This is a genomic window from Mycobacterium marinum (genome assembly GCF_003391395.1).
GTDB lineage: Bacteria > Actinomycetota > Actinomycetes > Mycobacteriales > Mycobacteriaceae > Mycobacterium > Mycobacterium marinum.
Genome location: NZ_CP024190.1, coordinates 2,047,585 through 2,067,712, shown reverse-complemented (window position 1 = coordinate 2,067,712; position 20,128 = coordinate 2,047,585). Strand labels below are relative to the sequence as shown.

The 20,128-nt window shown below is 66.6% G+C and carries 17 protein-coding genes; 3 read left to right on the top strand and 14 right to left on the bottom strand.

Features of this window, described 5'->3' with window-relative positions:
* Positions 1 to 3: 3 nt before the first annotated feature.
* The 4 genes from rimM to CCUG20998_RS08590 form a co-directional block, all read right to left on the bottom strand.
* Positions 4 to 528 carry a ribosome maturation factor RimM gene (rimM, locus tag CCUG20998_RS08605; protein WP_020728255.1) on the bottom strand — a complete coding sequence of 175 codons (525 nt, stop codon included), beginning with the start codon at positions 526 to 528 and terminating at the stop codon, positions 4 to 6.
* A 24-nt stretch (positions 529 to 552) separates the two neighbouring features.
* On the bottom strand, positions 553 to 795 hold the full coding sequence (locus CCUG20998_RS08600) for an RNA-binding protein (RefSeq protein ID WP_003878715.1): 243 nt from the start codon (positions 793 to 795) through the stop codon (positions 553 to 555).
* An 8-nt stretch (positions 796 to 803) separates the two neighbouring features.
* Positions 804 to 1,289, bottom strand: coding sequence for a 30S ribosomal protein S16 (gene rpsP, locus CCUG20998_RS08595; protein ID WP_020728254.1), 486 nt, complete (start codon positions 1,287 to 1,289; stop codon positions 804 to 806).
* 205 nt (positions 1,290 to 1,494) lie between these two features.
* A complete protein-coding gene (locus CCUG20998_RS08590; protein ID WP_020728252.1) occupies positions 1,495 to 1,929 on the bottom strand; it encodes a nuclear transport factor 2 family protein in 435 nt (144 codons plus the stop codon).
* Between the two features lie 56 nt (positions 1,930 to 1,985).
* Between CCUG20998_RS08590 and CCUG20998_RS08585 the strand changes: the two genes are divergently transcribed.
* Positions 1,986 to 2,858, top strand: coding sequence for a D-alanyl-D-alanine carboxypeptidase family protein (locus CCUG20998_RS08585; RefSeq protein ID WP_036455397.1), 873 nt, complete (start codon positions 1,986 to 1,988; stop codon positions 2,856 to 2,858).
* A gap of 19 nt (positions 2,859 to 2,877) precedes the next feature.
* Here the strand turns inward: CCUG20998_RS08585 and CCUG20998_RS08580 are convergent, their stop codons facing one another.
* The 5 genes from CCUG20998_RS08580 to ffh form a co-directional block, all read right to left on the bottom strand.
* Positions 2,878 to 3,480 (bottom strand): TetR/AcrR family transcriptional regulator, encoded by a 603-nt coding sequence (locus CCUG20998_RS08580; RefSeq protein ID WP_020728250.1) that lies wholly within the window; start codon positions 3,478 to 3,480, stop codon positions 2,878 to 2,880.
* Between the two features lies 1 nt (position 3,481).
* The gene (locus tag CCUG20998_RS08575) at positions 3,482 to 5,305 is read right to left on the bottom strand and encodes an N-acyl-D-amino-acid deacylase family protein (RefSeq protein ID WP_103653986.1); all 1,824 of its coding nucleotides are present in this window, start codon (positions 5,303 to 5,305) and stop codon (positions 3,482 to 3,484) included.
* Positions 5,306 to 5,380: 75 nt separating this feature from the next.
* Entirely contained in the window at positions 5,381 to 7,183 is a 1,803-nt protein-coding gene (locus CCUG20998_RS08570) for a serine/threonine-protein kinase (RefSeq protein ID WP_020728248.1), read from the bottom strand.
* A gap of 48 nt (positions 7,184 to 7,231) precedes the next feature.
* On the bottom strand, positions 7,232 to 8,323 hold the full coding sequence (locus CCUG20998_RS08565) for a metal-dependent hydrolase family protein (RefSeq protein ID WP_020728247.1): 1,092 nt from the start codon (positions 8,321 to 8,323) through the stop codon (positions 7,232 to 7,234).
* Between the two features lie 6 nt (positions 8,324 to 8,329).
* On the bottom strand, positions 8,330 to 9,910 hold the full coding sequence (ffh, locus tag CCUG20998_RS08560; protein ID WP_020724684.1) for a signal recognition particle protein: 1,581 nt from the start codon (positions 9,908 to 9,910) through the stop codon (positions 8,330 to 8,332).
* A gap of 138 nt (positions 9,911 to 10,048) precedes the next feature.
* On the opposite strand from ffh, the gene CCUG20998_RS08555 reads away from it, so the two are divergent.
* Complete coding sequence (locus CCUG20998_RS08555; protein ID WP_011740092.1) at positions 10,049 to 10,264, top strand: hypothetical protein; 216 nt, start codon at positions 10,049 to 10,051, stop codon at positions 10,262 to 10,264.
* Between the two features lie 215 nt (positions 10,265 to 10,479).
* Complete coding sequence (locus tag CCUG20998_RS08550; protein WP_012393594.1) at positions 10,480 to 12,216, top strand: DEAD/DEAH box helicase; 1,737 nt, start codon at positions 10,480 to 10,482, stop codon at positions 12,214 to 12,216.
* A 27-nt stretch (positions 12,217 to 12,243) separates the two neighbouring features.
* On the opposite strand, the gene CCUG20998_RS08545 is transcribed toward CCUG20998_RS08550, so the two are convergent.
* From CCUG20998_RS08545 to CCUG20998_RS08525, 5 genes are all read right to left on the bottom strand, one after another.
* Positions 12,244 to 14,682, bottom strand: coding sequence for a [protein-PII] uridylyltransferase (locus CCUG20998_RS08545; protein WP_036449723.1), 2,439 nt, complete (start codon positions 14,680 to 14,682; stop codon positions 12,244 to 12,246).
* Positions 14,683 to 14,775: 93 nt separating this feature from the next.
* On the bottom strand, positions 14,776 to 15,114 hold the full coding sequence (glnB, locus tag CCUG20998_RS08540; protein ID WP_012393592.1) for a nitrogen regulatory protein P-II: 339 nt from the start codon (positions 15,112 to 15,114) through the stop codon (positions 14,776 to 14,778).
* On the bottom strand, positions 15,111 to 16,544 hold the full coding sequence (locus tag CCUG20998_RS08535) for an ammonium transporter (protein WP_020728246.1): 1,434 nt from the start codon (positions 16,542 to 16,544) through the stop codon (positions 15,111 to 15,113). The genes glnB and CCUG20998_RS08535 overlap by 4 nt, the downstream gene beginning before the upstream one ends.
* Positions 16,545 to 16,687: 143 nt before the next feature.
* The gene (ftsY, locus tag CCUG20998_RS08530) at positions 16,688 to 18,034 is read right to left on the bottom strand and encodes a signal recognition particle-docking protein FtsY (protein ID WP_020728245.1); all 1,347 of its coding nucleotides are present in this window, start codon (positions 18,032 to 18,034) and stop codon (positions 16,688 to 16,690) included.
* Between the two features lie 171 nt (positions 18,035 to 18,205).
* Complete coding sequence (locus tag CCUG20998_RS08525; protein ID WP_038579230.1) at positions 18,206 to 19,459, bottom strand: fatty acid desaturase family protein; 1,254 nt, start codon at positions 19,457 to 19,459, stop codon at positions 18,206 to 18,208.
* Positions 19,460 to 20,128 lie beyond the last annotated feature (669 nt).

The window sequence follows — 20,128 nt, the reverse complement described above, 5'->3', positions numbered from 1 at the left end:
CCCCTAGGACCCCAGGTCCAGCAGCCCGTCGGGCGGGTCGATCTCGAGGATGCGGTCGTCCAGCGACACCGACGTGACGATCGCGCCGACGAACGGCACCAACACCTCGCCGGAATCACATTTGACCGCCAGCAACTCGCCGGCACCGGTGTGCAGTATCTCGGCGACCACTCCGACGTCTTGGCCCGCCGTGGTCCGGACCCGAAGTCCCTCCAACTGGTGGTCGTAGTAGGTGTCGGGCTCGTCGATCGGCGGCAGGTCGGCGGAATCGATGACGAACAGACTGCCACGCAGCCCATCCGCCGTGTCCCGGTCGTTCACCCCGGCCAATCGCACCAGCAGCCGCGCACCGTGCTCACGCACGCCTTCGATCACATAATTGCGGCCGGTGCCGCCGTCTCGGGATCTCTTGGCGCGCAGGCTGGCACCCGGCGTGAACCGGCGGTCCGGTTCGTCGGTTCGGATCTCGACGACAACCTCGCCGGTAATCCCGTGCGGTTTCACCACGCGCCCGATTACCAGCTCCATCGGTGCTCCATGAGCAAGGCTTCGCTACTGGTCGGTGTCCACCACGTCAACGCGGATACCACGGCCGCCGATGCCGGCGACCAGTGTCCGCAGTGCCGTTGCGGTACGTCCCCCGCGCCCGATCACCTTGCCCAAGTCGTCGGGGTGGACGTGGACTTCGACGGTGCGTCCGCGACGGCTCGTCACCATGTCCACCCGCACATCGTCGGGGTTGTCCACGATTCCGCGGACCAGATGCTCGACAGCGTCGACCACGACAGTGCTCATAGCGGTCGTCAGCTCTCGGCCGATTCGGTCTGCTTACCCTCGGCGGAAGCTTCCACCTTCTCGGCCGCTGCATCGGCGTCGCCTTCGCCGCCCTTGGCCTTCTTGGCCGGCGACTTCTTCTTCGGCTTGGTGGCCTCGGTGGTGGGACCACCCTCGGCGGCAGCCAACGCGGCGTTGAACAGTTCGAGCTTGCTGGGCTTGGGGGGCTTGACCTTCAACCGGCCCTCTGCGCCGGGCAGGCCCTTGAACTTCTGCCAGTCACCGGTGATCTTGAGCAGCTTGAGAACGGGTTCGGTGGGCTGCGCCCCCACGGACAGCCAGTATTGGGCACGCTCGGAGTTGATCTCGATCAGGCTCGGCTCTTCCTTGGGGTGGTAGCGGCCGATGACCTCGATCGAGCGACCGTCACGCCGGGTGCGAGCGTCCGCGACCGCGATGCGGTACTGCGGGTTGCGGATCTTGCCGAGCCGGGTGAGCTTGATCTTTACAGCCATGAAAGCGATTTCTCCTGTGTGTGCACGCTGCAATTCAGCGATCCGGGCGGGATGCCGGGAACCGGTTTTGCCTCGCGTGTTCGACCACCGGGCGGTATCGCAACGATGCACGGTCGCGCGGTGGACAGCCGCCCATTGTGCCAGAGCACCCTGCGATCCCGGAAATTCGCTCGATCCGCCAACGCACCGCTGGGGCGCGCCGGCGTCAGGGGCGTCGATCGAAGCACTTCGTTTCGGCGCGGCGGCTCATCCGCCAGCCCTCGGCGGTGCGCACGAACTCGTCGTCGTACCACAGCCCGAGCAACATGGTGGTGGGCTTCTCGTCGGCGAACACCATCGGGTTGAAGCAGAAAGTGCGCGCGGTCGCGGTGTCGCCGGCGAGCCGAATCGATGGCAGACCCAGCATGTGCGCGTAGTTGGCGAAGTTGGGCAACACCTCGGCAAGCCACGCCTTGACGTGCGGGTACTGGCCGTCGATGCCGCCCATCGCGCGGTAGTCGATATAGGCGTCCGGGGTGAACACCTTGTCGAGGTCATCGAATCGGCGCAGGTCAATGGCGGTGGAGTAGTCCACGAGCAGCTGCTGGATCTCTAACCGGTCAGAAATTTCGGGCAGGCTCAACATGATTCGATTCAACACCGCCGATCCGTTCGAAAATAGGCGTCCCGAAGCCGCGGAAGTTACACTTTGCGCCCATGCGAAAGGTCATGGCCGTAGCCGCGGCGCTGCTCACGGCCGCCACCATCAGCGGTGCCACCGCATCGGCCGATACCGAAATGCAGCCGGCCGGATCGGTGCCAATCCCCGACGGTCCCGCACAGACCTGGATCGTCGCCGATCTGGACACCGGCCAGGTGCTTGCCGGGCGCGACCAGAATGTCACCCACCCGCCCGCGAGCACCATCAAGGTGCTCCTGGCTTTGGTGGCGCTCGACGAGCTCGACCTGAACTCGACCGTCGTCGCAGACGAGGCCGACACGCACGTGGAGTGCAACTGCGTCGGCGTCAAACCGGGTCACACCTACACCGCCCGCCAGCTGCTCGACGGCCTGCTGCTGGTGTCGGGCAATGATGCCGCCAACACGCTGGCTCAGATGCTCGGCGGCCAGGACGCCGCGGTCGCCAAGATGAACGCCAAAGCCGCCGCGTTGGGCGCCATGAACACCCACGCGGCCACTCCCTCGGGATTGGACGGCCCCGGCGGGTCGGGATGGTCGACCGCTCATGACCTCGCGGTGATCTTCCGCACCGCGATGGCCAATCCGGTGTTCGCGCACATCACCGCGGAGCCGTCGGCGATGTTCCCCGGCGAGGATGGTGAGCACCCGATCGTCAACCAAGACGAGCTGTTACAGCGCTATCCGGGCGCGATCGGGGGCAAGACGGGTTACACCAACGCCGCCCGCAAGACCTTTGTCGGTGCGGCGGCCCGAAACGGCCGCCGGCTGGTGATTGCCATGATGTACGGGCTGGTCAAAGAGGGCGGGCCCACCTACTGGGACCAGGCCGGAAGTCTTTTCGACTGGGGATTCGCCCTCAACCCGCAATCCGGCATCGGATCTCTGTAGCCGCCGGCGGGCTCGACCGCTAGGGAGCGGTATCCGGCACCGCGGCGCTCAGTAGCGCGGCGAGCACCGGGATTCGCTGCTCGTCGATGTCCGGCTGAGGCAACACCGCGCCCACGATCGCGGCTCCGTCGAACACGTTGGTCAACAACGCCACGATGGCCGGGAAGGTCTCCTCCGGGAAGCCCATAGCGCCGGGCAGGGTGCGCGCGGCGTCGTAGATCTTGGCGCGATATTGCCCCAGGACGTGCTGCAGGGTTTCTTTGAGCTTGTCGTCGGTGCGCGCCGCGATCATGAGTTCATACAGCACCGCGTTGGTCGCCCCGGCGGTGATGTCTCGCAGTATTGCCAGCGCCGCTTCCAGCGCCGGCCGGTCCGCGGGTATTTCGGCGACTTGCTTGGTGAAGGTGTCCAGTTGCCGGCGTAGCACCTCGTAGGCGGTCGCCGCCATGAAGTCGCCCATCGTCTCGAAGTGACGGAACAGAGCGCCCACCGACACGCCGGCACGCTTGGTGATGATGGCCGCCGACGCCCGGGCGTATCCGACCTCGACGATGGTATCAATGCTGGCCTGCAGCAGCCGCGCGACGGTTTCTTCGCGGCGTTGCTGCTGGGTCCGGGCCATCTCAGGCGCTGACGCTAGCTGCCGTGTATCGCTGCCCCGCCCTCAGGTACCGGCCCGACCGCACCGTTTGACCATAACCGTCCCGGAACTGGCCGCTGCCGAACACCACGGCACCGGCCACACCGGTGGCGATCACGGTCGCGTCGTTGCGATTGACCATGCGCGACAGGCCGCCATAGAACGGCACCTGCGCCTCGTGATAGCCGTCGACCGATTCGTCGAGGTGGGCCGGGTCGATCACCACGAAGTCCGCGCGGTCACCCTCGCGCAACGTGCCGGCATCGACGCCAAACCACTCGGCCAGTTCACCGGTCAGGCGATACACCGCCTGCTGCAGGGACAGGAACGGCTTTCCGGCCCGCTCGGCGTCCCAGGTTCGCTTGAGCAACCGCAGCGGGAAGTTGTAGAAGGCCATGTTGCGCAGGTGCGCGCCGGCGTCGGAGAAGCCCATGTGAACGCCGGGCTCGGCGGCCAGCTTGTTGAGCTGTTTGGGACGGTGGTTGGCGACGACGGTCGTCCAGCGCACGTTGCGTTCGCCGTTTTCGACGAGCACGTCGAGGAACGCATCGAGTGGATGCAGCCCGCGCTCGTCTGCGATGGCCCCGAAGCTCTTGCCGATCAACGACTCGTCGGGGCACTCGACGATCACCGCGTCGTGAAAGTCTTTGTGCCACAAGGACGGTCCGAGTTTGGTGCGGTCGAACTCACGCCGAAACTCGCGACGGTAGGACTCGTCGGCCAACAACTGGTTGCGCTCCACTTGTTCGCGAAGGTGCAACGCCGCGGTGCCGGCGCCGAACTCCTCGAAGACCGGCAGGTCGATTCCGTCGGAGTAGAGCTCGAACGGCACCGGCAGGTGCTGGAATCGGACGCTGGCGGCCAACAGCTTGTTCAGCAGCCGGGCACCCAATCCGAACGTGTGCACCGCCATCGGCATCGACTTGGAGTCGGCAGAGACCAGCAAGCTCATCCGAACTCCCTTGCGGCGGTTCAGGATCCGACTGCTGGCCAGGAAGAACAGCAGCGCCGAAGCGGGCTTGTCGACGTTGGGCGCACTCTGCAGGATTCGCCCGCGCTTGCGCAAAACTTTGATCAGCCGGCGCCGTTCCCGCCACGTCGCGAAGGTCGACGGCAGCGCGCGCGACCGGAAGCGCTCACCGTCGAGCTTGTCGATCGCCGAGTCCATCCCGGACATGCCGAGCATCCCGGCATCGAGTGCCTCATCGAGCAGCGTGGCCATCCGCCCCAGCTCGGCTTCGCTGGGCCGCACGCTCGCGTCGGTGGCACGTTCGAGCCCGAGGACGGTGGCTCGCAGGTCCGAATGACCAAGCAGTGAGCTCACATTCGGACCAAGCGGCAGGGAGTCGATGGCCGTGATGTATTCGGCCGCGTTCGACCATGCGCGTTCGCTCTTGGCGGCAGACAAGGCACCCAAGACGAACTGGCGCGGCACCGCCTCGACCCGACTGAACAGGTCGGCGGCATCTTCGGCGCCCGCGTAGACCGTCGACAGGGAGCAGTTTCCGAGCAACACCGTGGTGACACCGTGGCGTACCGACTCGCGCAGCCCGGGATCGAGTAGCACCTCGGCGTCGTAGTGGGTGTGCACGTCGATGAAGCCGGGCATGACCCACTTCCCGGCCGCGTCGATGACCTGGGCGCATCCGGTCTCATCCAGCGGGCCCGCCGACACCGTCGCCACCACGCCGTCGCGGATTCCGAGCATGCGGGTTTGCGGCGCGCTGCCGGTTCCGTCGAACCAGAGTCCGTCACGGATGATCACGTCGTAGGTCACAGTTCCTCCAGATTGCGGGTTGCAGGCAATCTAACATAGATAGCGATCACTCGCAATCTTTTTTGGATTCGCGCTCCTCCCCCATTTGTGCCGGGCAGTTGTCGGTCAGCGGCCGGGGCCCGACGGCGCAGTGGTCGGGGTGGTCGGGGTGATCGTTGGCGTCTCGGACGGGGACTCGGACGTGGCAGGCGCCTGAGGAGCTTTGGGGATCGTCACCGGGTTGGGCACCTTGATCCCAGGCGGAATATCGCCACTGCGGCTAGCCACCGCGGGGATCCGGATCACGGCCGATTGTTGGCCGCACTCATTGGTTTCCACGGTGACCACCAGATCACCGACGAGGTCACCCGTGGATTGCGGGCGCAGCGTCAGCACCTGCACTGTGGTCTGGGTGTTCGCCTCGCCATTGGGCCCGATGCAGGCAAACCGCACCGTATCGGGCCGCGATCGCCACTGACCTTCGGAAAACTCCATGATGATGGGGGGAATACCCTGCTTGGCCTGCCCATGACCGTAGCCGTCGAGCATGGCGGCAGCCGCGAGGCACCCCGTCGGTATGCACGAGGATTGGATGGCCCACCAGGTGGTCACATTGGGCGGCTGTGGGCTGGGTCTGCCGTTGTAGAGCTGCTTGGCGCGTTGGATTTCGATGCTGTAGGTGCCGTCCAGGGGCTCCGGGGTGGCGGCCTGGGGGCTGGTGGCCGACGTGCTGGGCGCGGGCGGTGAACTGGTTGCGGGGGCCGCTGCTGGAGGTGGGCTGCTGGTTATCTCACGCAGGCTCGGGATGGCGACGGCCAGCATGCCCACCAGCAGGATCGCGGCCACCGACCCGATGAGAATGCGTCGTAGCCTGCGCTTGCGCGGCTCACGGCCCGCCGCGGAGAATTCGTTGAGCCGCCGTGCCAGCGACGCTGCCACCGCCTGCAGCAGGGTGGCGGGCGGCTGGGGAGCCATCGGCATGGGTACGGGTTGGGCCGGGGGCTGCGGCGGTGCGACCGCCGGCCAGCCGTAGGCCGGGTAGTCAAGGACCTCGCGGTCCTGGCTCGCACCGGTGGCCCCGGCATCCGGGGAGAGGTCCCAGGACGCGCCCACCTCCATGTCGTCCCGGCCGGCAGCGCCGAAACTGCCCCCGACCTCATCGCGCAGCGCATCCGCTAGCTCGTGGCAGGTCCGGAAGCGGCCGGCCGGCTCGGTTGCCAGCGCTCTGGCGAACAGCGCATCCAGCCGTGCCAGGTCGGGACGCAGGTCGCTGAGTTTGGGCGCCGCGGATGGGGAACCGCCAACCGGGGCCGCGCCGGTGAGCAGGATCATGGCGGTGGCCGCCAACGCATACTGGTCGGAGCGCCCGTCGGCCTCGGCGCCGGTGAGTTGTTCGGGCGCCACAGATCCGGTCGCGTCGCCCGGCGCGCCGTGGGGAGCTGCTATGCCGAAGCCTTTCAACAGGATCCGGGGTTGGCCCTCCCCCGCATTCGTCATCACGATGTTGGCGGGTTTGACGTCGCCGTGGACGAGCCCGCGTTGATGGGCATAGTCGAGGGCGTCGGCGACCGGAGCCACGATCTCGAGTACCTCGCCGACCGGCAAGACCGCGGGAAACCGATCGCGCATCAGCTGCCCGACATCGATGCCCTCGATGTAGTCCATCGCGATCCACAGCCTGCCGTCCAGCTCACCGTGGGCGCGAACCTCAACGATGTGCGGGTGATAGAGCCTGGCCGCGATCGCGCTGTCGCGCTCGAATCGCCGGCGGAATGCGTCATCCGACGACCACGACTGCGGAAGGATCTCGAGCACCTGCCAGCCCGGAAAGCCGGGTTCGCTAACCAGACAGCTCTCACCGGTCGCGTCCGCGCGCAACCTGCGAACCACGGTGTAGCCGGCATAGACCGCACCGTTGTCCAACGCCATTTCGCGATAGTAGCCAGGCGCGAGTAGCCGCGCACGACCGCCGCTGAGCTAGCGGTGACCTAGTTGGTTGGGGCGATACGTCCGGCCACGCAGGATCACCAAATCCGGCCGGTTAAGTATTGCGGCACCCCGACGGGGGTCTTCGGAAAAGCACACCAGGTCCGCCGATGCCCCGTGCTCTACCGTGGGCCGGCCCAGCCAGCGCCGCGCCTCCCAGCACGCGGCACCCAGCGCCTCGGTGGCGCTCATTCCGATCTTCTTGAGGGCTTCGACTTCATCGGCGATCCGCCCGTGTTGGATCGTGCCGCCCGCGTCGGTGCCGGCGTAGATCGCAATCCCCGCCTCGCGCGCCGCCGCGACCCGGGGGTAGGTGCTCGCATACAGGTAGCGCATGTGGGCGGCGTAGGTCGGATAGCGGACGGCGGAATCGGCGATGCCGGGGAAGTTCTCGACGTTGATCAGCGTGGGGACCAGAGCGGTCCCGTGGTCGCGCATGAGCGAAATCGTGTCGTCGGTCAGGCCGGTGCCGTGCTCGATGCAGTCAATCCCGGCGTTGATCAATCCGGGCAGCGCATCCTCTCCGAAAACGTGCGCGGTGACCCTGGCACCGTTGGCGTGTGCCGCGTCGATGGCGGCTTTGAGTACCTCGTCGGACCACAGCGGGGCGAGATCGCCGATTTGGCGGTCGATCCAGTCCCCGACCAGCTTGATCCAGCCGTCGCCGCGGCGGGCTTGGGCGGCCACCGCGGCGGGCAACTCGGATTCGTCTTCGAGTTCTGCCGCGAATCCCGGAATGTAGCGTTTCGGTCTGGCCAGATGGCGGCCCGCGCGGATGATTCGCGGCAGGTCTTCGCGGTCGTCGAGGGGGCGAGTGTCGGTGGGTGCCCCGCAATCGCGCAGCAGCAGCGCCCCCGCGTCGCGTTCGGCTTCGGCTTGGGCGATGGCCTGGTCAAGCTCGATGGCACCGTGGTGGCCCAGCCCAACGTGGCAATGCGCGTCGACCAGCCCGGGCAGAATCCAGCCGCCGTCGAAGACCGTGTCGGCGCCGCTGACCGGCTCCGTGCTGATGTGGCCGTCGACGATCCACAGCTCGACCGCAGTCTCGTCGGGCAGCCCCCGCCCCCGCACGTGCAGTCGCACGGCGGACTACTTCTTGCCCGGGAAATTCAGCTTGGACAGGTCGAAGTCGGCCAGGCCGGGCGGCAGCTCATCGAGCCCTTCGGGCATCTGCGACAGATCCGGGAATCCGGCCGGCATACCCGGCATACCCGGCATACCCGGCATGCCGAAGGGGCTTTTCACCTTCGGCGGAGTCGGACCGCGGGCGCCCCCCTTCTTGCCCTTCTTGCCGGCCTTGCCTTTTGCACCCTTGCTTTTTCGGGTCGCGGATTTGCGCCCCATGCCGGGGATGCCCATGCCGCCGAGCATCGACGACATCATCTTGCGAGCTTCGAAGAAGCGGTCGACCAGCTGGTTGACCTCCGACACCGATACACCGGAGCCGTTGGCGATACGCAACCGACGCGACGCATTGATGATTTTGGGGTCGGCCCGTTCTTCGGGTGTCATACCGCGGATGATGGCCTGGATCCGATCCAGGTGCTTGTCGTCGACCTCGGCCAGCGCATCCTTCATCTGCGCACCACCGGGCAGCATGCCCAGCAGGTTGCCGATCGGGCCCATCTTGCGCACCGCGAGCATCTGCTCGAGGAAGTCTTCCAGGGTCAGTTCGCCGGCGCCGATCTTGGCGGCGGCTTGTTCGGCCTGCTCGGCGTCAAAGACCTGTTCGGCCTGTTCGATCAGGCTCAACACGTCGCCCATGCCCAGGATGCGACTGGCCATGCGATCCGGGTGGAAGACGTCGAAGTCCTCGAGCTTCTCCCCGGTTGACGCGAAAAGGATCGGAACGCCGGTCACTTCGCGGACCGACAACGCGGCACCACCGCGGGCATCGCCGTCGAGCTTGGTCAGGGCCACCCCGGTGAAGCCGACCCCTTCCCCGAATGCCTGGGCGGTGGCCACGGCGTCCTGGCCGATCATCGCGTCCAGGACGAACAGCACCTCGTCGGGGTTGATGGCCTTGCGGATGGCCGAGGCCTGGGCCATCAACTCCTCGTCGATGCCCAACCGGCCGGCGGTGTCCACGATGACGACGTCGAAATGCTTGGCCTGGGCTTCGGCCAGCCCCGCCGCGGCGACGGCTACCGGGTCGCCGGGGCCGGATTCGGGCGAGGCGCCCGGATGCGGCGCGAATACCGGCACCCCGGCCCGCTGGCCGACCACCTGCAGCTGGTTCACCGCGGCCGGTCGCTGCAGGTCACAGGCCACCAGCAGCGGCGTGTGGCCTTGGCCGCGAAGACGTGCGGCCAACTTGCCGGCCAGCGTCGTCTTGCCGGACCCCTGCAGACCGGCCAGCATCACCACGGTCGGCGGTGTCTTGGCGAAAACCAACTCGCGCGTCTGGCCGCCGAGGATGCCGACGAGCTCCTCGTTGACGATCTTGACAACCTGTTGCGCCGGGTTGAGGGCTCCGGATACCACGGCCCCACGGGCGCGTTCTTTGATCCGGTGGACAAAAGCCCGAACCACCGGCAACGAAACGTCGGCCTCGAGCAGGGCCAGCCGGATCTCACGGGCAGTGGCATCGATATCGGCGTCGGTGAGGCGGCCCTTGCCGCGCAGCCCCTGCAGGGCACCGGTCAACCGGTCGGACAGCGATTCAAACACGACCGCCAGCCTAATGCGTAATCATGGTGCGGCACTGTCGTGGCCCTTGGTCCGCTCGCCGGCGCGACAAATCCCGCCGTGCCACAGCGCGACCTCCCGCCGCGATTGAAAGCCCGCCGGAAGGGCTAACCAAGCCCCATGGTTGCGTTCCGAGTTATCGATCCGCACGGCGCTATCGTCGCGACGAAGAACTGCGACAGCGCCGAGGACGCACACACGTGGTTCACCGGCTCGGTTGCGGGCAGTTCCCGGCTGGGCTGGCGGTTGGAGGTCAACGACGGCGGCCAGTGGGCGTTCTTCGACGACACCGGCGGATTCACCGCGCCGGCAAGCCGCCACCGAGCGTCCGGGTAGCTCCCAACACCGCACCGACCGGTGTCGTGCACGTGCCGAAATGTGTTGTCATGCTAGATTTCACACTCGCCAAGTCGTCGACCGGTCGATGAAGACCGTCGTGAGCTGCGCCGCGAGGGCACCGCGCGGCAGCGACGCCGCGGATCCGGGGCTTGGCAGTGGCTCGATTGGTGAACGCCAGGCGCGGCCGAACAGCTACGGGGGGAGCAAGGTCGATGCAGTCGGTAAGCCCCGCCGAACCCATCATCGAGGGCACTCGACCGCTGCGCAGCTGGCAGCGCAGGGCGCTGGTGAAGTACCTGGGCACCCAGCCGCGTGATTTCCTGGCGGTGGCCACCCCCGGGTCCGGCAAGACGGCATTCGCCCTGCGGATCGCGGCCGAAGCGCTTGGTCAGCGGGCCGCAGAGCAGATCACGGTGGTGGTGCCGACCGAGCATCTCAAGACCCAGTGGGCGCAGGCGGGCGCTCGGCTGGGCCTCTCGCTGGACCCGAAGTTCAGCAACTCCAACGCCCAGACTTCGGCCGAGTATCACGGTGTGGTGGTCACCTATGCCCAGGTCGCAGCGCATCCGACGCTGCACCGGGTGCGCACCGAGCAGCGCAAGACCCTGGTCATCTTCGATGAGATCCACCACGGCGGCGATGCCAAGACCTGGGGCGACGCGATCCGGGAGGCGTTCAGCGACGCGTCGCGCCGGCTCGCGCTGACCGGGACGCCCTTCCGCAGCGACGACTCCCCCATCCCGTTCGTCAACTATGAGCCCGACGGGGAAGGTGTGTTGCGCTCCCAGGCCGACCACACCTACGGCTACGCGGAGGCCCTTGCCGACGGCGTGGTCCGGCCGGTGGTGTTCCTCGCCTACTCCGGGCAGGCCCGCTGGCGCGATAGCGCGGGCGAAGAGCACGAGGCGCGACTGGGCGAGCCACTGTCGGCCGAACAGACCGCACGGGCGTGGCGCACGGCGCTGGATCCGGCCGGCGAATGGATGCCCGCGGTGATCGCGGCCGCGGACCGGCGGCTGCGTCAGTTGCGCGAGCACGTGCCCGATGCCGGGGGCATGATCATCGCCTCCGACCGCACGGCGGCCCGCGCCTACGCCGCTTTGCTGCAGAAGATGACCGGGGAAACACCCACGGTCGTGCTCTCCGACGACCCCGGATCATCGGAACGGATCACGGAATTCTCCAACGGCACCAGCCGCTGGCTGGTCGCGGTGCGCATGGTGTCCGAAGGCGTCGACGTGCCCCGCCTGTCCGTGGGGATCTACGCCACCAGCGCTTCGACACCGTTGTTCTTCGCGCAGGCCATCGGCAGATTCGTCCGGTCCCGCCGACCGGGCGAGACCGCGAGCATTTTCCTGCCCTCGGTGCCCAACCTGTTGCAGTTGGCCAGCGAACTCGAGGCCCAGCGCAACCACGTTCTGGGCAAACCGCATCGCGAATCCCTCGATGATCCGCTCGACGGCGATCCGGCCACCAAGACACAAGACGAGCAGGGCGATCTCGAGAAGGGCTTCACCTCGCTGGGAGCCGACGCCGAACTCGATCAGGTCATCTTCGACGGTTCCTCGTTCGGGACCGCCACCCCGGCGGGCAGCGACGAGGAAGCCGATTATCTGGGCATCCCCGGCCTGCTGGATGCCGATCAGATGCGCGCCTTGCTACACCGTCGCCAAGACGAACAACTGCAGAAGCGGGCCCAGCTGCAACAAGGGGTCACACAAGTCGGGACGCTGGCCGAGCCGGCCACCACCCACGGCCAGATCCGCGAGCTGCGCCGCGAGCTCAACACCCTCGTGTCGATAGCCCACCACCGGACCGGCAAGCCGCACGGATGGATCCACAACGAACTGCGGCGGCGCTGCGGTGGACCGCCGATCGCCGCGGCAACCCGCGACCAGCTCAAGGCGCGCATTGACGCGGTGCGCCAACTCAACGCCGAACATGGGTGAGGCCGGCCGGCCCACCGGTTCGCACGGCTAGTCGCCGACGGGCTCGTCGAGCAGCACGTCCGCGGACCCACCCAGCACGGCCGAGAGCTGTTGCTCCATCGCGGCCCGTGCTTGGGGCTCCTCGAGCCCGGCCGAAACCGTCACGCAGAACACGTCTGCGGCGGTCGACCCGAACGTGTTCACCTTGGCCCAGACGATGTCTGCGCCCGCCCGTTCCAGCGCGCGCGTCAGCAGCGCGAGCAGTCCCGGCCGGTCCATCGAACGAACTTCGAGCACCAGCTGATCGGGGGCGGCGGAGTCGAGCCAAAGGATGCGCGGCGGCGCGGTCGAACGCGTGACCGGCACCCCCGCGACCACCTCGCCGGCTCGCTGGGACGCGTTGCTGGTGGCCTCGCTGTCCCGCTTTTCCACCATGGCCAGGGCGTCGATGTCGCCGCTGAGCGCGCCGACGAACTGCTGACGCAACAGGTCGGCGGCGGCCGGGGTGCCGAACAGCGGTGACACCACGAATTGGGTGATCGCGACGCCCTCGTGGCTGTTCACCCACGCCGAATGCACACCCAGCGAATTCAGCGCCAGCACCGCCGCCGCCTTGGACACCAACCCGGGCTTGTTCGGAGCGGCCATCACCACCTGGTACATGCGAGCACTCTCGCCGGGCGCGATCTCCACGTGCACTCCGTGGTCAGCCGACAGCGAAACATAGTGTGGCGCTTCGGGATCGGCACGCGGCAGCGGTTCGCCCGCCATCGCCAAGCGGCAGCGCGACACCAGGTCGTCGACCAGCGACGCCTTCCAGTCACTCCACACACCCGGACCGGTCGCCTTCGAGTCCGCTTCGGTCAGCGCGCGCAGCACCTCGAGCAATTGCGGATCCCCGCCCAGGGCCTCCGACACCCGCGTGATGGTGCTGGGGTCATTCAGGTCGCTTCGGGTGGCCACGACCGGTAGCAACAAGTGGTGGCGGACCAGCTTGGACAGCAGATCGATGTCGGGGGCGGAAATGCCCAGCCGCTGACCGATCGCCACGACCATCTCGGCGCCGAGCACGCTGTGATCGGCTCCCCTGCCCTTGCCGATGTCGTGCAACAGCGCGCCGAGCGCAAGCAGGTCGGGCCTGGCCACCTGCGTGGTGAGCGGCGCCGCCTGCACGGCGGTCTCGATCAGATGGCGATCCACCGTCCATTTGTGGGCCACGTCGCGCGGCGGCAGGTCTCGGATCGCACCCCACTCCGGCAACAGGCGCCCCCATAGCCCGGTGCGATCGAGCGCTTCGATGGTCACCACCGCGGTGGGACCGGCAAGCAGCACCACCAGCAGGTCGTCGAGGACCTCTCGGGGCCACGGCGTCGGCAATTCCGCAGCGCTGTCGGCCAACCGGCGCAGCGTGGCGGCACCGATCGGCAACCCGGCGTGGGCCGCCGCGGCGGCCACCCGCAGTACCAGACCGGCATCTTGTTCGGGTTGGGCGTCGCGGGCCAGCACGATTTCGTTGGCACATTCGACCACGCCCTCGTCCAGCGGGCGCCGCTTGGGGCGCCGCCGCAGCGCTGAGATGCCGCGCCGGGGCAAGGCATTGCAGGCGGTCCGCAGCCCGCTTTCGGCGTGGTAGGCGATGGTGCGGCCAGCGCTGGACAGCATCCGGGCCAGGTCGAACCGATCGCCGAAATGCAGCGCCGCGCTGATGTCGTCGGCATGTTGAGCCAACAGCAGGTCGCGGCCACGGCCGGAGACCCGGTGCAACTCGGTACGCACATTGAGCAGGGTGAGGTATGCGGCATCCAGTGAACCCACCGGCATGTCGGGCGTGACCAGGCCGTGGCGATCGATGAGCTGGGCGATCGCCAGCGCGTCGAGCAACTGGACATCGCGCAGGCCACCGCGACCCGACTTCAGATCGGGCTCGGCGCGGTTGGCGACGCGCCCGCAGCGCAGCCAACGGTCGTGGGTCATGTCGACGAGTTCGTTCATCCGCGAACGGATTCCGCTGCGCCACTGGCGGCGTACGCCGTCGATCAAGCTCGCCGAGAGCTGTTGGTCCCCGACGATGTGGCGGGCTTCCAACATGCCCAGCGCGGCCGCCATGTCAGCACCGGCCACACCCAGGGCATCCGAGACGGTGCGCACACTGTGGTCCAGCCGAATGTTGGCGTCCCACAGTGGATACCACAGTGCGTCGGCGACATCGCCCAGTTCCTCGACGGGCTTGCCGTCGTGCAACAGCACCAGATCCAGATCCGAATACGGCAGCAGCTCGCGCCGGCCGAGCCCACCGACCCCGACGATCGCATAACCGCTGTCATCGGCGATCCCGATCTGCGCGGCCTTGGCGATCAGCCAGGACTCATGCAGATCCAGCCACGCCTGCCGCAACTCGGCGGGATCCATGTCGCGATGATCATCGGACAACAACTGGCGCCGCGCGGCAGCCAAATCGCTTGCCGCGCGGACACTCCCCGGCTCCATGACCTCCGAATCAGATACCCCGGACGGGTCCGGCCGGTGCTGTCTCACGCCCGGCCGGCCCATCCGGATTCGTTGCGCAATGCGCGGCTATTCTCACAGCGCGTCAGGTCCGCGTTCACCCGTGCGTACTCGCACGATGGTGTCCACGGGGCTGACCCACACCTTGCCGTCGCCGATCTTTCCCGTGCGCGCGGCCCGGACGATGCTGTCCACGACCTTGTCCACGATGGAGTCGTCGACCACGACCTCGATTCGGACCTTGGGCACGAAGTCCACCGAATATTCGGCGCCCCGGTAGACCTCGGTGTGCCCCTTTTGCCGCCCATAGCCCTGGATCTCGCTGACCGTCATTCCCAAGACTCCAGCTTCTTCGAGGCTGGTCTTGACGTCGTCGAGGGTGAACGGCTTTACGATCGCTGTGATCAGCTTCATTTCGGCTCCGCCTCCACTTTCTCGCCTACTCGCTCCTCTAGGCCGTTACGCGAATCCGCGACGATGCCGGGACGAGGTAGAACCGAACCGCTAGCGACCGCGAAGTCGTAGCCGTTCTCGGCGTGCTCAGCCTCGTCGATGCCCGCGGACTCCTGCTCCGGACCCAGACGCAACCCGATGGTGTACTTCAGGATCAAAGCAAGGATGAGCGTGACTACACCAGAATAGATGAGAACGCTAGAGGCTCCGACAGCTTGTCGTACCAGCTGATCGAAGCCGCCGCCGTAGAACAGGCCCTTGGAGACACCCTCGACTCCGTTGATGGCCGGGCTCTCCGGGGCGGCCATCAGGCCCACCAGCAAGGTGCCGGCCAGACCACCGACCAGGTGCACGCCGACCACGTCGAGCGAGTCGTCGAATCCAAGTCTGAACTTCAATCCGACCGCCAGCGCACACAGCACCCCGGCTACCGCGCCGACCACCAGCGCGCCCAGCACGTTGACCGAAGAGCACGACGGGGTGATGGCAACCAACCCGGCGACAATGCCCGAGGCGGCACCCAGCGTGGTCGCCTTGCCGTCCCGGATTCGCTCGGTGAGCAGCCAGGCGAGCATCGCCGCGGCCGTAGCGACGGTGGTGGTGACGAACGTCGTGGCCGCGGTGCCGTTGGAGCTGGTCGCCGAACCGGCGTTGAACCCGTACCAGCCGAACCACAGCAGCCCCGCCCCGAGCATCACGAATGGCAGGTTGTGCGGCCGGAACAGTGTCGTGGGCCAACCGCGCCGCTTGCCCAGCACCAGCGCCAGCACCAAGCCGGCCACACCGGCGTTGATGTGGACCGCGGTTCCCCCCGCGAAGTCGATCGCGTGCAGCTTGTTGGCGATCCAGCCGCCGGTGGCAGCGGTGACGCCGTCGAACGAGAAGACCCAGTGCGCGACCGGGAAGTAGACGAAGGTCGCCCACAGTCCGGCGAACAGCAACCAGGCGCCGAACTTGAGCCGGTCAGCCACCGCCCCCGAGATCAGTGCGACCGTGATGATGGCGAACATCAGCTGGAATGCCACAAACACCGTCATGGGCAGCGAACCGGCCAGCGGGATGTCCACCGCCGCGGTCTGCGTGGCGGGATCCGCGGGCGCCCCATTGCCCCCGATCAGCCCCTTCAACCCCAGGTATTCGGTCGGGTTTCCGGCGACGCCGCCCATGTCGTTGCCGAAAGCGACCGAGTAGCCGTAGAGCACCCACAGCACGGTCACAACGCCCATCGCGCTGATGCTCATCATGATCATGTTCAGCACGCTCTTGGCGCGCACCATGCCGCCATAGAAGAACGCCAGCCCCGGCGTCATCAGCAGCACGAGCGCCGAACTCGCCAGCATCCAGGCGGTGTCGCCGGTGTCGGGCACACCCATTATCGGGAAGTCACTCACTCGTTATCACCTCCAGTCAGCGTTGGGAGGGCCCCAGATTTGTTGACTGGTGACCTGATCCAGAACCATGCGCAGTAGTTGTTGCAGCAATGGTGCCGACGTGTTTCATCAGGATTAACGTAAAACTTGCTGTGGAGTAGCTTTCAGCCGAGCAGGGCGTCGACAAACGCGGCGGGTTCGAACGGCGCCAGGTCGTCGGGGCCTTCGCCGAGCCCAACCAGCTTCACCGGCACGCCGAGTTCCTGTTGAACACGAAAGACAATGCCGCCCTTGGCTGTTCCGTCCAGTTTTGTCAGCACCACCCCGGTGATGTCGACGACCTCGGCAAAGACCTTGGCCTGAGCCAGCCCGTTCTGCCCGATGGTGGCGTCGAGCACCAGCAACACCTCGTCGACGGCCGCGCGCCGGGTCACCACACGCTTCACTTTGCCCAGCTCATCCATCAGGCCGACCTTGGTGTGCAGCCGACCGGCGGTATCGATGAGGACGACGTCGGCGCCCGCGGCGACCCCCTTGTCGACGGCATCGAAGGCCACCGATGCCGGATCGGCGCCCTCGGCCCCGCTGACCACCTCCGCGCCCACCCGGGCCGCCCATGTCTGCAGCTGGACCGCCGCCGCCGCCCGGAAGGTGTCTGCCGCACCCAGCACCACGCGCCGGCCATCGGCCACCAGCACCCGCGCCAGCTTGCCGACCGTGGTGGTTTTGCCGGTTCCGTTCACGCCGACCACCAGCAGCACCGACGGATGGTCCGGATGCGGCAACGCGCGGATCGAACGATCCATGTCGGGTTGCAGCGCCTTGATCAGGACATCACGAAACACCGCCCGGGCGTCATCCTCGCTACGGACATTGCCGCTGGCCAGCCGGCTGCGCAACTGTGACACCACCGCCTCGGTGACAACCGGCCCGAGGTCGGCGACCAACAGGGTGTCTTCGACGTCCTGCCAGGAGTCCTCGTCCAGGTCACCGCCACCGATCAGACCCAGCACGCTGCGCCCGAGCGCGTTCTGTGACTTGGCGAGGCGTCCGCGCAGGCGCTCCAAGCGGCCTTCCGGCGGCTCGATGGCCTCAACTTCGGCAACCTCAGGCGCTTCAGACACTTCGGGCGCCTCGGGTGCTTCAGGTGCCAGCGGCGGCCCCGGTTCCACGGCAACCGAGGCCGAGGTCTCGGGTTCGAACTCGACGTCTGGAAGATGCACCTCGGAGACGGTGCGTTTCGGTGCATCGCGCGGGACGGTCGCATCGTCCCCCACCGCGGGCAGACCGCTGGTGTCTATCCGATCGACCGGTTCGGTTGTCGTTGGAGTCTGACTGAAAGCGATACCGGAAGATGCCGTGTAGCCGCCCGAACGATCGATAGTGTCGGATTTTGGCGCGGCCAACAGCTTGATCTGCCGGCGTCGGTACCGTAACAAGCCGACGACCAGCGCGCCGATGAGGACTAGGGCGGCGACGACCGCGATGGCGATCCAGAAACCTTCCGACACACTGACATCCTTCCAGGTCGGGGTATTCGTGCCGACAGGCCCCACCAAGCGGAATACGCATTATGGCGTCTAGAGGGCGAATCAGTGCTTGTCGTCGTGGGCCGAGCATCGCGGGTCCGCACGAATTGATCGCGAGCGGTCTTGGCCATTCGCACAAGACTGCACCGGTCACTATCCTGCGACGTCGCGGCGTGCGTGGTGTCTCGATCGCTGGCGAACCTGGCCCTGACGTGTCGCAGAGACCAGTCCACGACGCCGGGCGTCGCTGTCGCTCCTACCCGACACCATGGGTGCGGTGACGTGGCGGAACTTGATCTCCGAGGCAGTCTCAGGGGCGTCGTCACACGTGGCAATGAGGAAACGGTCCGGAAGCGCCAGCTTGGAGATGGTGCGGAAGGTGAGCAGGTACTGGCGGGCAAGCGGTCCGGTCGTATACGGAAGATCGTAGGTGGCGCATACCACCCGAACCCGTTGTGCTATCTGCGCGTAGCGGTTGCTCGGCAGATCCGGGAAAAGGTGGTGTTCGATCTGGTAGCAGAGGTTTCCGCTGAGGAACGCCAGCACCGGGCCAGCGCGAAAGTTCGCAGTACCCAGCATCTGCCGCAGATACCATTCGGGTTTCGTTTCGCCCTCCAGCGCGGCAGGGGTGAACTTCTCCGCTCCGTCCGGAAAGTGCCCGCACGCGATCACGATGTAGGCCCACAAATTGCGTAGCAGGTTCGCGGCGATGTTCCCCGTCAGGGCTCGGCGCCAACGTCGAAGACTGAGAGTGGGGAAGAACAAGTAGTCCTTGCCGGCTTGCCGAGCCATCTTGCGAATCAGCGCACGGGTATGGGCGGATTTCTCGGCGTCAGTTGCCGCGCGCTCATGTTCTGAGTGCAGGCCGTGCGCCGCAATGCCCCACTCGAACATTATTGCCAATAGTACGTTTCGCAAAGGTTGGTACAAATGACTCGGGCGCCACTTCTGGTCACGGGTGACTCGCAGAACGCCAAAACCGAGGTCGTCGTCCACACCAACAACGTTGGTGAACACATGGTGGCGATAGTTGTGGGAATACCGCCATTGGGACGAGACACCCGCCATATCCCACTCCCAGGTGCTGGAATGAATTTCGGGATCATTCATCCAATCCCATTGACCATGGCCGATGTTATGGCCGAGCTCCATATTCTCGATGCTCTTGGCCGCGGCGAGCGCGGTGACGCCCAGCAACCAACCGAACCTGCTGCGGCTGACGGCAATGGTGATGCGCGCGGCTATGTCGAGCAATCGCTGAAACGCGATGGTCCGCAGTATGTACGCCCTGTCCTTTTCGCCGCGCTCATCCTCGATGTCCCGGCGGATGGCCGCCAAGTCGGCTCCGAGAGCCTCGAGGTCGGCATCGCTCAGGTGTGCGAATTCCGCGACTTGCGTTATTGCCATAGATGTCTACCAATGTTCAGGCCAGACGGCGCCGCACCCTACTCGCCGGCCGGCGGACGTGTTACCAGGGCTTGGGCGTGACACCATCGGGTTCAGGGTCGTTCTTGGTGGTTGATTTGCCGGGTTTGGACTTGTTGCCTCATGGAGACTTTCCCGGCATTCCTACCGGAGGCAGGCGTCCCGCCAATTGCCGGACGGGAAACCGTCTAGCCTGCTGCGTCATCGGGCCCCTATTCCTCGGCATTGCCATCATCGAGTCTGGTCTGGATCGAGAACAGGTCAGTCGGCCGACAGCTGGCACATGCGCTCGGCGACAGCGTCAATGGACGCTCGGCGTGTGTCGCTGGCGTCGCCGTTGTGGACCTCCGCCGGCGGCCGCACAGGTTCTGCTCACATTGGGTTGCCTTGTCCTTCTTCATTCCAATCCCGTCCCCAACTGGGAGCTCAGGTCCGACGGCCGATGATTCTCGTTGAAAATCGGTTGTGGTTGTGCCACTTACCGGTACCGCGATTGCCTCGCCGGTTTGCGGGTCGCGATGCGAGACGTGTGTTGCCCAGTACCGGGCGCGGGGCCGCCCAGAGCACCGGGGTTGTACTGGTCCAGGCCGGCAGGTTGCGGAATCGACGCTGGTCACCCGTACAAATGGACATTCGGATCGGGTTAGTCGT